This is a genomic window from Streptomyces atroolivaceus (genome assembly GCF_000717025.1).
Classification (GTDB): domain Bacteria; phylum Actinomycetota; class Actinomycetes; order Streptomycetales; family Streptomycetaceae; genus Streptomyces; species Streptomyces atroolivaceus.
Genome location: NZ_JNXG01000003.1, coordinates 347592 through 359725 on the forward strand (window position 1 = coordinate 347592; position 12134 = coordinate 359725).

At 75.3% G+C, this 12134-nt stretch carries 8 protein-coding genes; 3 read left to right on the top strand and 5 right to left on the bottom strand.

Annotation, left to right across the window (positions count from 1 at the left end):
* Nucleotides 1-2: 2 nt before the first annotated feature.
* The 4 genes from OO67_RS10700 to OO67_RS10715 form a co-directional block, all read right to left on the bottom strand.
* Nucleotides 3-3164: an adenylate/guanylate cyclase domain-containing protein gene (locus tag OO67_RS10700; protein WP_033299210.1), complete on the bottom strand. Its 3162-nt coding sequence runs from the start codon at nucleotides 3162-3164 to the stop codon at nucleotides 3-5.
* A gap of 131 nt (nucleotides 3165-3295) precedes the next feature.
* Complete coding sequence (locus OO67_RS10705; RefSeq protein WP_033299211.1) at nucleotides 3296-3544, bottom strand: aroma-sacti cluster domain-containing protein; 249 nt, start codon at nucleotides 3542-3544, stop codon at nucleotides 3296-3298.
* Nucleotides 3541-4275, bottom strand: coding sequence for an iron-containing redox enzyme family protein (locus tag OO67_RS10710; RefSeq protein ID WP_033299212.1), 735 nt, complete (start codon nucleotides 4273-4275; stop codon nucleotides 3541-3543). Before OO67_RS10710 ends, OO67_RS10705 begins: the two co-directional genes overlap by 4 nt.
* Nucleotides 4272-5375, bottom strand: coding sequence for a radical SAM protein (locus OO67_RS10715; RefSeq protein ID WP_033299214.1), 1104 nt, complete (start codon nucleotides 5373-5375; stop codon nucleotides 4272-4274). The genes OO67_RS10710 and OO67_RS10715 overlap by 4 nt, the downstream gene beginning before the upstream one ends.
* A gap of 359 nt (nucleotides 5376-5734) precedes the next feature.
* Here OO67_RS10715 and OO67_RS38955 point away from each other — a divergent pair, with 359 nt between their 5' ends.
* From OO67_RS38955 to lanKC, 3 genes are all read left to right on the top strand, one after another.
* Nucleotides 5735-5896, top strand: coding sequence for a hypothetical protein (locus OO67_RS38955; RefSeq protein ID WP_167748641.1), 162 nt, complete (start codon nucleotides 5735-5737; stop codon nucleotides 5894-5896).
* A gap of 290 nt (nucleotides 5897-6186) precedes the next feature.
* Nucleotides 6187-7518, top strand: a complete 1332-nt coding sequence (locus tag OO67_RS10720) for an MFS transporter (RefSeq protein WP_033299216.1) — start codon at nucleotides 6187-6189, stop codon at nucleotides 7516-7518.
* 78 nt (nucleotides 7519-7596) lie between these two features.
* A complete protein-coding gene (gene lanKC / locus OO67_RS10725; protein ID WP_033299217.1) occupies nucleotides 7597-10194 on the top strand; it encodes a class III lanthionine synthetase LanKC in 2598 nt (865 codons plus the stop codon).
* On the opposite strand, the gene OO67_RS10730 is transcribed toward lanKC, so the two are convergent.
* Nucleotides 10181-12082 carry an AfsR/SARP family transcriptional regulator gene (locus OO67_RS10730; RefSeq protein ID WP_033299218.1) on the bottom strand — a complete coding sequence of 634 codons (1902 nt, stop codon included), beginning with the start codon at nucleotides 12080-12082 and terminating at the stop codon, nucleotides 10181-10183. The two genes, lanKC and OO67_RS10730, sit on opposite strands and share 14 nt — an antisense overlap.
* Nucleotides 12083-12134: the final 52 nt, after the last annotated feature.

The following is a 12134-nucleotide window of genomic DNA, read 5'->3' on the forward strand; positions in this document are numbered from 1 at the left end:
GGTCAGCTCCTCTCCGTCGTGGTGACCATGGCTTCGGCCGGGACGCAGGAGGCGGCCCGGCGGGCCCCCGGCAGGTGCCCCTTGCCCGCGAAGTACTCCCGTGCCGTACGGGCCGCGGTGAGGGCGGGAGCCCTGTGCCCCAGCACGGACAGGGTGCGGGCGCGGTCCAGTTCGGCCGTCGCCCGTACCAGCGGGGAGTCCGTGAGCAGCGATGCCCGCACGGCCTGTTCCGCGTGGTCGGCCGCCTCCGACGGGCGCCCGCCGGCGGCGGCCAGCCGGCCCCGGAGCCCGTTCAGGTCGACGGCGTCCGCATGGCTCAGGTCCGCCGCCTCCCCGACGCCCGCGATCCAGGCCGCCGCCTGCCGTGTCCGGCCCTCGTCGAGCTCGATCCGGGCCGCGTCCAGCGCCACGGCCGTCCGCATCCCGCCCGCGTCGGCGTCCCGGGCCGCCTCGTCCGCCCTCGCCAGCAGCTCCAGCGCGGCGTCCCCGCGTCCGAGCAACGCCTCCACCTGGGCCCGGAACACCGGGAGGAACACCTCGGCCTCGGCGAACCGCAGCTTCCCGGCCAGCTCCTGGGCCTCGGAGAGGCAGGAGCGCGCCTCGCGGGGCCGGTCCTGGAGTGCGTACAGCACCGCCAGGGGGCAGTTGAGGGTGAGCCTGACCGTCGGGCGGCCCTCCCCGTGCGCGGCCAGCAGCGCGCGGCAGCGGGCCACCGCCTCGGGGGCGGGCACCGGACCCCGCCACAGGGAGACGCCGATGGCTCCGAGGGCGCCCGCCCGCTCCGGCTCGGCGCCGGCCAGCACAGCCTGCTCCAGGGCACGTGCCTGATCGCGTTCCGCCTCCTCGTGCCGGCCGGCCTGCTGGAGGTGCTGGGCGAGCCTCAGGTGCGACCTGGCCCGGCCGAGCGCGTCCCCGGCCGCTTCGAAGACCGGCAGCACGGCCCGCGCCGTCGCCGCGGGCCCGGGGCCCGGGCCTGACGGATCCAGCACGGCGAGTGCGAGCCTGGCGTGCGCGGACTCCACCGGAGCCGAGTCCAGCTCGCGTACCCGGCGCAGCAGACCGGCCCCGCTCCCGGTCTGCCCGAGAGCCACCTTGACCTCACCGAGCCTGCGCACCGAGCCCGCGTCGTCGGGGTCCAGTTCGACCGCCCGCTCCAGCAGGTCGTCCGCCCAGGCCAGGTCGGACCGGGACGCGGCCTGGGCCCCCGCGCGGCCCAGCGCGGCGGCCGCACGGCCGCGCAACCGCCCGGTCCGGTCGTCCAGCAGCCCGAGCTCGGCCCGGTAGCGGCAGGCGCGTTCGAGGTGGCCGCCGACGGCGCCGTCCCCGGCCCGCAGCACCCTGGGCAACTCCGCCGCCCAGGCGTGGCGGTCCGCCTTGGCGCGCTTGGACAGCGACGCGTACGTCACCTCGTGCACCAGCCCGCTGCTGAACCGGTAGGCCGCCGGCTCCGGGCCGGTCCCCGCCGGCTCCACGAGGCGTCGCCTGGTCAGTGCGACCAGCACCTCCTCGATGCGCCCCAGCCGGTGTGCCCGCTCGGCGGAGGAGACGTTCACCACCGCTGGGCCCCGCCGCTCCGCCAGCCGCGCGGACGTCTCCAGCAGCAGGAGCTCCGCAGCGGTGAACTCGCGGCCGATGACCGCGGCCAGGTCGACCACGGCCCGCTCCGTCCGCGCCAGCGCCCCGATCCGGGCGCCGAGCAGGGCCTGGAGCGTGGGCGGCAGTCCGGCGTCGGGGCCGTCCGAGGCGACCTTGTCCGCCCGGCCGCCGACCAGCAGCTGTTCCAGGTGGAGCGGATTGCCCTCGGCGCGGACCAGGAGCCGCTCGTCCACCGGCCCGGCACCACCGTCGAGCCGGGTCAGCAGGCCGGCGAGCCGGACACTCTCCTCGCGGGGCAGGCCCGTCAGCTGGAGGCAGCCCTCCGTGTGGGCCGTCCCGTCCGGGCGGCCCACACAGACCATCAGCACACCGGCGGGCCCCGGACCCTCCGACAGGCGTTCCAGCGTCCGCATCAGCAGGGGAGCCGCCTCGTGCGTGTCGTCGAGCACCAGCACGAAGGGCCGTCTCCGGGCGGCCCGGCCCAGCGCCGTCGCCAGCGCGGCGCACATGTCCTCGAAGGGGGCGTTCGGCGTACCGTCGCGCAGCAGTCCCGCGGACAGCAGGGTCATCGCGTCGTCGGCCGCCGCGCCGGAACGGGCGCCGCCCTCCGACGGCTCCGGGGGAACGGCGAGCGCCGGCAGGGTGCGCAGGGCGTCGGCGAGGGGAGTGAGCGTGCCCTGGTCCCCGTGGCCACGGCACCGGCCGGCACCGTAGGAGAGGAGTCCCGAGGCGGAGCGCCGCGCCAGCCACTCCCGCACCAGCCGGGTCTTGCCGATACCGGGCTCGCCGGTGAGGCGCAGCAGGCCGGCCCGCCCCTCGCTCACCGTGTCCGACAGGGCCGCGTCCAGTGCGCCCTGCTCGGCGTGACGTCCGACGAAGGGCACGTCGAAGCGGCGCAGCAGCGCCGGATCGTCCGCTCCCAGGGCCAGCAGCCGGTAGGCCTCGACGCTGTCCTGCTTGCCCTTGAGCCGGAGCGGCCCGGTGGGCTCGGCGGAGACCGTGGGCCCGGCGGCGAGCAGGGTCTCCGGCCCGAGGAGGATCTCCCCGGCGCCCGCGTTCTGCTCCAGGCGCGCGGCGATGTTGACGGTCTCCCCGGACACCAGGGCCTGGCGGGCCGTCGCGTCGCCGCCGGCCACCACCTGGCCGGTGTTGACGCCGATCCGGGTGGCGAGCCTGATGCCGAGCGTGGTGTGCAGTTCCTCGTTGAGCGCGGCCAGCGCGTCCCGCATGCCGAGCGCCGCGGCCAGTGCGCGCCGGGCGTCGTCCTCCCGCACCACCGGCACACCGAACACCGCCATCACGGCGTCGCCGATGAACTTCTCCGGAGTGCCGCCCTGAGCCACGATCTGCGAGCTCATCGCCTCGAAGTACCGGAGCGTCACCGTGCGCAGGGTCTCCGGGTCCAGCACGCCCGACAGGGCGGTGGAACCGACGAGATCGCAGAAGAGCACCGTCACCGGCTTGCGTTCGTCCTCCACGGGAGCGGCGGCGACGGCGCACGGCGTCCCGCAGGACGAGCAGAACCTGGCGTCCTCCGGCAGGTCCTGGCGGCACGTGGGGCAGTTCATGACGATCCCTTCTCTCCGGAAGTGGGGCTGCGCTGCCGGGCAGGGCCGGTGCGTCCGTGGGCCGGCCACGCCGGCCCGCACCCGTCCGGGAGCGGTGCGGACCGGGACGGGGCGGGCCGCGCGGCCCCGGCTCAGAACAGGGCGCCGCCGGCGATCTCTCCGTGGGCCTGGACCTCGGGCTCCACCGCGTCCAGACGGCTCTTGATGTCCAGCAGCACCGCGAGTTCCTCCTCCGTGAGCTCGCTGAGGACGAGGCGCTGTTCGTCGGTGAGCAGGTCCACCGGCAGGCCCGCCTCGTACAACGCGGCCGGCAGCACCGGCCGTTCACCGTCTCCCGGCGCCCGGGGGCCGCCGGTGCCGTCTGGGGGTGGTCGGGTCATGGGGTGACTCCCGTCGGTGAGGAAGGTCCGGCCCCCCGCGGCAGCGGCGCCGCCGCGGAGCGCCCGAGCCGGACGAACAGCCGGGTGAGCGCGTCGAGGGAGTGCATGGCGCTGACCGTCACGTCGGACTCCTGACCACGGGTCAGCGGCAGCCGGTCCAGCAGCGCGTACAGCTCGTCCAGGTGCCCCGTGTCCAGCGCCGCGTGCTCCCGCACCGTCCGCAGGGCGGCGTCCGGAAGGCCGGTCGTGTGCGCGATGCGGGAGGTGAGGCCGGCGGCGGGCGCGTAGCCCTCCAGCACCGCGATGTAGCCGAGCAGGGCCACCGGGTGGTGGTGCTCGATCCAGTAGTACTGGGAGCCGGCGAGGGCGGCGACGACCGGCCCCGGCATCGGGCCCAGCGCGTCCCCCGGCAGCGATCCCGCCGCCCTGATGTCCTCCAGCAGCCAGACGTCGTGGCCCTCCTCCTCCTGGATGTGCTCACGCAGGTACGCCGCCAGCGGACCGGCCAGCGGGTCGCCGCGGTCCTCCAGCAGCCTGGCCCGCTCCAGGGCGCGCAGCATCAGCGGAACGGAGGCCCGCACCACCGCGTGCATGGTGCACAGATAGCGGCGGTAGCGCGGCAGCAGGTCCTCGGCGCGCCACATGTGCTCCATCGCGTGCAGCAGGTCCGCGTCCACCAGGCGCAGGGTGACCCGCAGCCGTGCCGAGGAGCTCGGCCCGGCGGCGCTCACCGGGAACCCCCCGCGGCGGGCACCGTGTCCGTGCCCGGGACGCGCGCCAGGACCAGGGGCGCGTACGGGGCGCAGCCGTGCTGCCGTACGACGCCCACCGGCCCGTCCGCCGCGCCGCGGTGGGCGGCGGCCAGGTCCAGCAGCGCTCCCGGGGCCCCCGCCGCGACCGAACCGGCGTCGGCCGCCACCCGGCCGTCGGAGCCCAGGGCCCGGCAGCCGTCGCAGTAGGAACCGCCGCGCGGGGGGAGACCGGAGCGCGCGGCCAGATGCGCGGGGCCGACCGTGCGGATCATGCGCAGGACGGGCGACTCCAGCGCGCGCCGGCGGACGGACGCCCAGTCGTCGGTGGCCACGTGCCCGAGGTACAGGTGGGCGGGGGCCGGCCGCAGGTCCACGGTGTCCTGGTTGCAGCAGGCCAGCACCGCCCCGTCGAAGGCGACCACCGGCCAGGCGGCCATGGCGCACGGGGAGACCGCGCCCGCCTCCGGGCCGGTGCGGGCGGGCGCGGCCCAGGAAGCCGCCCGTCCGAACGCCCGCACCTCGTTGACCAGCGAAGGCACCCGGCCGCCGAACTCCTTCTCGATGTCCCGGGTGACGTCCGCCAGATAGGGATCGCCGGCTCCCGTGCCGGTGAGGTGGAAGCTCACCGCCACGCCCGTCTCCCGGACCCGGTGCACGGCACGGAAGACGTCGGCACGGGGGATCTCCCGCTCGTGGTGGGCGTCGAGACTGGCGGAGAAGTGGTCGACCCCCGTGATCGCACGCAGGAGCGGAGCGGGAATGTCCCGGGAGCGGGCGAAGAACATGCCGCTGAGCAGCGCCGTACGGGACCCGGCGGCGCGGGCCCGTGCGCTCAGCCGCTCGACGAGTGAGGGCAGCAGCAGCGGTTCACCGCCGGTCAGCATCACCACGTCGGGACGGTTCTCCTCGGTGAACGAGCCGACGAAGCGCAGCAGACGGTCCGCGCCCGGTTCCTCGCGTGACGTCAGTGACGAACCGGTCGAGCAGTGGGCGCAGCTCAGCGGGCAGCGCCGGGTGAGGCAGAGCAGCACGCCGGCGGCGGGGAAGGGCCGCCGTCCGACGAGTTCGCCGAGTTCCATGCGGGGCCGCCTCCTTCTCGGGGCCGGGAGCGCGCGTACCGAAGGGCCGGTTCCCGTGGACCCGGCCGGCGTGCGCGGAGTCCCCAGGGTGTGACGTGGCGGTTCGACGGCGGTCCACGAACGCTTCAGGAGCGGTATGTGCCCAGCTCAGCCGGGGTGCGGGCCCGCCTCGGGGCCTGGCGGCCGGCGGGGGGAAGCCGCTGTGAGCTGGACCGATACCGGAGCCATACCACCGCCGAAGCGATCGCCAGGCGGGGCCTCCTAACTTTCTCGGCAACGGCAGGCAACGGCCCGCCTCACCGGACCCGGCACCTCAGGGCTCCCGGAACCAGCGCAGTCACGAGTGGACGGAGACCACCATGTCCGAGAACACGAAGCCCGCGGCCGACGACAACAACGAGACCGAGACCCCCGAGGTCGAGGCGCACTCCGTGCTGGACCTCCAGGAGACGTCCGTCGACAAGGAGATCGAGGCTCCGGGCAGCTGTGTCAGCGTGATCAGCGTCGTCATGGGGGGCTGACCGGACGCACCGCGGCGGCGCCACGGAGGCTGAGGCAGGCCCTCCCGCCGTGGCGCCCGGCCGACCGGTGATGTGGGGCGGTTCCGTCGTGACGGAGCCGCCCCGCCGTCGGTTCCGTCGTGACGGAGCCGCCCCGCCGTCGGTTCCGTCCTCGGGCCCTCCCGTGCTCTTCGCGGGTTCCTGCTCCGCGCGGTGCGAGCAGCTCCCCGCCGGACCCCGTCCCGCCTCCGCCACCGGCCGAACGGGCCGGCACCGCTCCTCACGACCCCGACCACCACCGGGAGTTCACGATGACCATGCCGCTGCGCGGCAACAGGGATTTCCGGCTGCTCTGGCTGAGCGGCCTCTTCGCCGTCCTCGGAGGGCAGATGAGTGCCCTCGCCCTTCCCCTGCTGGTACTCAAGGAGACCGGTTCCGCGGTGCAGGCCGGAGTCGTCGGCACGGTGTCCGTGGGAGCCGTACTGATCACCATGCTCCCCGGCGGGGTGATGGCGGACCGTGTCGAACGCCGTCGGCTGATGAGGGTGTGCGACGTCGGCAGCCTGACCGTCGTCACCGTCCTCGCCGCGGCCGTGTGGTCCGGGCACGCACCCATGCCCCTCGTCCTGCTCGTCGCCGGGGCGGGCGCGGTGATCAGCAGCGTCTACGGGCCGGCCGTCTTCGGCCTGATGCGCGCCGTCGTCCCGGCCGGACAGATGGGCACCGCCACCGCACGGCTCCAGGCACGCACCCAGACGGCCCGGCTGGTCGGACCGCTCGTCGGCGGCGCGCTGTTCGGCATCCACCCGGCCCTGCCGTTCGCGGCCCAGGCACTGGGCCTGCTCCTGTCGACCGTCTGCGTTGCCCTCGTCCGCACCCGCTCCCGGGCCCGGAAGACCGCGGGCGCCGTGTTCAGCAAGGGCGAACTCATGGCGGGCCTCACGTTCCTGTGGCGGATCCCCTATCTGCGTACGGTCCTTCTCGTCTTCGGCCTGGGCATGAACTTCGCGTTCGGGGCCCTCACGTTCACCGCCCTGACCGCGTTCTCCGAAGGGGGCCGCTCCGGCATCGGCGGCGGGTTCGTCATCACCTGCGTCTCCGCCGGGGCACTGATCGGGGCGCTGCTCGCGCCGAGGATCAGCCCCGACCGGCACTCCCGGGTCCTGATCGTCGCCACCTGCTGGACCTGTGTGGCGGCCGCCGGGGTGATGGCCTGGATCAGCGTCCCCCTGGTGGCCGGGGTCATGTGCGCGCTCTGCATGTGTCTGTCGACGATCGCCAGCATCGGATTCCTCTCGAAGCTCCTGATCGTGACCCCGGAGGACCGGGTCGGCCGGGTGCAGAGCGCCGCCGGTTTCCTGTCCTCGATGGTGCAGCCCTTCGGGCCGCTGGCCGGCGGAGCCCTGCTGACCGCTTTCGGCGCCCGCTGGGCCTTCGGCCTGACCGGTTGCGTACTGGCCGTGTCCGCCCTCTTCGTCACCTTCGCCCCGTCGGCGCGGGCGGAACCGTCCCCGCACGACGCGGGGGAGCCCGCCGGCCCGCCGGAGCCCGTCGCCGAACCCGCACGGGGGCCCGGATCCGGCCACGTCCCGGAGGCCGGTCACACACCCGCCGGCGCGAACCGTGCCGCCCCGGGCGGCTGACGAGCGCACCGGAGAGTCCCACGCCGTCCGACCCCACCGTCCGCGCTTCCGGCGGGCTTCGAGAAGAGAGAGCCGAGCGTGCCAGGCATCCAGGAAATCCAGCTCTACTGCCTCGCCGACCGCAGGTACTTCGACACGCCGGCCCGGCTGCCCGACGAGGAGTCGCGGTACCGGCTCGACACCGACCCGCCCCCGGCGGGCTGGCGCCGCGAGGCCGTGGGCCTGTGGACCTCGCTGACACCCGAGCACGTCCGGCCGGCCGAGCAGGGCTGGAAGATCCACGTGTCCACCGTCCCCGACGAGGCCGAGGCCACCCTGCGCGACACCGCCCGCATCTGCCTCAGCCACGGAGTGCCCTTCAAGTTCCTGCGCAGCGAGAAGGCGTTGCGGCTGATGGCGGACAAGCACATGAACCGCAGCGGTGCGGGCAAGTTCGTCGCGGTCTACCCGCCCGACGAGACCGTGTTCCTGGCGTTGGCCGGCGAACTGTCACGGGCCCTGGCCGGGCGCAGCGGCCCCTACGTCCTCAGCGACCTGCGGATCGGCGACGCACCCGTGTACACCCGCTACGGCGCCTTCCTCCCCCGCTGGTGCCTCGATGCCGAGGGGCACCGGGTCCTCGCCCTGCGGCACCCCTCCGGGAAGCTCGTACCGGACGAACGCGGGGTGGTCTTCCGGGTGCCCGACTGGGTCGAGGTACCCGCTGTGCTGCGGCCGCACCTCGCGGCGCGCGCCGCCGCCCGCGACGACACCTTCCCGTACACGGTCACCGAGGCCCTCCAGTTCTCCAACGCCGGCGGGATCTATCTGGCCGAGGACCGGGAGACGGGCCGGCGCGTGGTGCTGAGGGAGGCGCGCCCGCACTGCGGCCTCGACGCCGCCGGCGACGACGCCGTCACCCGCCTGACCCGCGAGCACCAGGCGCTGACGGTGCTGGCCGGACTGGACTGCGTCCCCCAGGTGTACGGCGTACGGACCGTCTGGGAGCACCACTTCCTGATCGAGGAGCACATCGAGGGGAACACGCTGCTGGAGGAGATCGTCGCCCGGTTCGCCCTCGTCCGGGGGGCGGACTCGGCGGACGAACTCGCCCCCTACGTCGCCTGGACCGAGGCGGTGACGGACCAGCTCTCCCGGGCGCTGGAGGCGATCCACGCGCGCGGTCTGCGCTTCGGGGACCTGCACCCCTCCAACATCATCGTCCGGCCCGACGGGCGGATCGTCCTCGTCGACTTCGAGTACGCGACCGCGCTCGACGACGAGGACACCCCCCTGGCCGGTGCCCAGGGTCTCCAGGCGCCCCCCGGCACCCCCGGGGAGGAGGCCGACGCCTACGCGCTCTGGGCGACCTGGCTCACCATGCTGATGCCGGTCATGGAGATGGCCGGACTGGAGAAGGGGAAGGCCCTCACCCTGGAGGCCTGGGCCCGCGGGAGGTACGGCCTGCCGGCCGGTGCGGGCCCGCGCCGGCCCGGCCTGCTCAGCGGCCTGGACGCCGCACGACGGCGCGAGGCCGAGGTGGCCGCCCTGTTCGAGGGGCCGGAGGTGGACTGGGCGGGGATCCGCACCCGGCTCCTGGCCGGCATCCACGCCGGAGCCACCCCCGAACGGGCGGACCGCCTCTTCCCCGGCAGCCCCGACCTCTTCGCCACCGGGGGGACCGACCTCGCGAACGGTGCGGCCGGTGTCCTGTACGCCCTGCACCGGGCGGGCGCCCCCGTCCCCGGGGAGTGGACCGACTGGCTGGCGTCGGCGGCGCTCCGCAGGGACCCCGCCGGGGCGGGCGGGCTCTTCGACGGGCTGCCGGGCACAGCCCTGGTGCTCTCCCTCCTCGGCCGCACCGAGCAGGGGCGGGAGCTGTGGGACCGTGCGATGTCCGAGGCCCCCCGGACGTCATCGGCGGACCTGCTCACCGGGCGCGCGGGCCTCGCGCTCGCCGCTCTCCGCATGGCCCGTGCCGGCGGCACGGCCCCCGACACGCGGCTGGTCGACACGGCCCTCAGCACCGCCCGGGAGCTGGACCGGCTGGTGCGGGGCGAGCAGGTGGACGGGGTACGCCTCCCCGAGTCGGCGGGACTGCTGCGCGGGCTGAGCGGCGCCGCCCTGCTCCACCTGGAACTGCACGAACTGACGGGCGAGAGGTGGCTGCGCCGGGCCGCACGCACCGCCCTCGACCGCGAGGCCGGGCACATCGTCACCATGCCCGACGGCACCCTCCAGGTGAAGGACGGCCGACGCCACCTGCTCTACCTCGGCCAGGGCAGCTCAGGGGTCGCGCTGGTGGCCCAGGCCTACACCGCCCGGTACGAGGACGCTTCCCTGAGTGCCCTGATCCCAGGGGTGCGCAAGGGCTGCGCCATGGAGTTCGTCCGTGAACCAGGGCTGTTCACCGGCCGTGCGGGCCTCGTCGCCGCCGCCGGCCAGCTCGGATCCGGGACCCGGACCGGGCCCGCGGTCCTGGCCTCCGTACGCAACCTCACCTGGCATCTCGTCGCCGACGAGGACCGGCTGCTCGTCCCGGGCGCGACGCTGCGGCGCTTCTCCGCCGACCTCGCCACCGGGGCGGCGGGGCTGCTGCTCGCCCTGAACTTCCTCTCCGGGGGCCGGGACACGGCGGGCGGTGACGCGACCGGCGGGAGCCTCCCGGGCCTGCTGGACCTGCTCACCCTCGGCTGAGGAGCCGGGACGCACCGCTCCCGGCAGGCCGGGCCGGCTCCCGGCCCGGCAGGACCGCCCCGGGAGAACCCTCACCGACGCCCACGTTCTCGCGGGCGTACAGACAGAGCAGGCGCGGCACCTCGTACAGCGCGGCGTGAGCGGTGACCTCGCCCGCGGGGGAGGTCACCGCACCGGTGTCGATGAGCGCCTCGACCGCGCGTATGGTGCCCCGCTCGTCGCTGTCCAGCGCCGCCATCGCCCGCTCCAGGGTGAAGACCCCGTCGCACCCGAGGCCCGCGAGCCTGACCAGCGCCCCCCGGTCGCGGGCGCTCAGGTCCTGCCAGCCCGCGGCGAGGCGGGAGCGTACGGACACGTCTCCGGCCACCAGTTCGTCCAGGGCCGCCGTCGGGTCGTCGAGCCGGTCCGCGTACTCCGCCAGCGGCAGGTGCCGCAGCACCGCCAGACGCATCCCGCTCACCGACACCGCCAACGGCAGTCCTCCGCAGGCCCGCACGATACGCAGGGCCGCCGACGGGTCCGTCCGCAGCCGGTCCTCACCGATCAGCCTCCCCAGCAGCTCCAGCGCCTCGCCGTCCTCGGGCGCCGCCAGCGCCGTCCGGTGCACGGCCTCCAGCCCGGCCAGCTGACCGCGGGCGGTGAGCAGGACCGAACACCGTCCGGACCGGGGCAGCAGCCCGCGCACCGACGCCTCGTCCGCCACGTCGTCCAGCACGATCAGCGCCCGGTGCCGCGACAGCCAGTCCTGCCAGGCGTTCTCGGCCCGAGCCGGATCCGGCCGGCCCGCGCCGCCCACCTCGCACAGCCGCCCCAGCTCGTCCAGCATGTCGTTGCGGGCGCGTGCCGTACCGTCCTCCCGCCGGGCCCGGAGATGGACGCGTCCGTCGGGGAAGCCTTCGGCGAGCAGGTGGGCCGCCCGGACCGCCAGCGCCGACTTCCCGACCCCGGCGGGTCCGGAGACGATCACCACGGCGCCGTCGGGGCCGCCCGCGACGTCGAGCAGCTGGGCCAGTTCGTCGCCCCGGCCGGTGAAGCGCCTGCTGTCCGCGGGCAGCGACACACCGCACGCGGCGTTACGGGAGGCGGCGGGACGGGAGGCCCTGCCCCCGCCGAGCATCGCCCGGTAGAGGGCCGCCATCGCCGGACTGGGCTCGAGACCCAGCTCCCTGGCGAGGAGCTGCCGGTAGTCGTCGTACACCTCCAGCGCCTCCGCCTGCCGCCCCGTCTGGTGCAGGGAGTTCATCCACGCCGCCCGGAGCCGCTCCCGGAACGGGTGGCGCTCCACCAGGTCCCGCAGGCCGTCCAGTGCCACACCGGCCCGGCCCGTCTCGATCTCGGCCTCCGCCCAGTCCTCGTAGACCGTGAGGCAGCGGGCCTCCAGACGCTCGGCCTCCTCCGCCACCCCGGCGGAGTCCCGGAGGTCGTGCAGCGGCGGACGCTCCCCCCACAGGTCCAGTGCCTCCCGGAGCAGCCGTGCGGCGGTGCGCAGGTCCCCCCGCTCCCCGGCCGCGCGGCCGGCCCGGGCCAGCGCCCGGAAGCGCAGGGTGTCGAGCTCGCCCTCCTCCACCCGCAGCCGGTAGCCGCCGCAGTCGTGCACCACGCGGTTCCGGTCGTCGCCGTCCACGGCCCCGAACAGCCCACGGGCGGCGCTGACATAGACCTGCAGGTTCTTGCGCGCCGTCCGTGGCGGCCCCTCCGGCCAGACCACGTCGGTCAGCACGCCGACCGGCACGGGGGTGTTGGGGCGCGACAGCAGGGTGGCCAGGACCAGCCTCTGCTTCCGTGGTCCGAGCGGCAGCGGTCTGCCGTCGATCACCGCCGAGAGCGGCCCGAGCAGCGAGAAGTACACCGTGCCGGCGGAGCCGGGGCGAACGGGAGGTAAGGGCATCAGCGGGCCTCCTGGCCTGGGGAGGGGCGAAGAGCTGCCGTACACCGTCGAT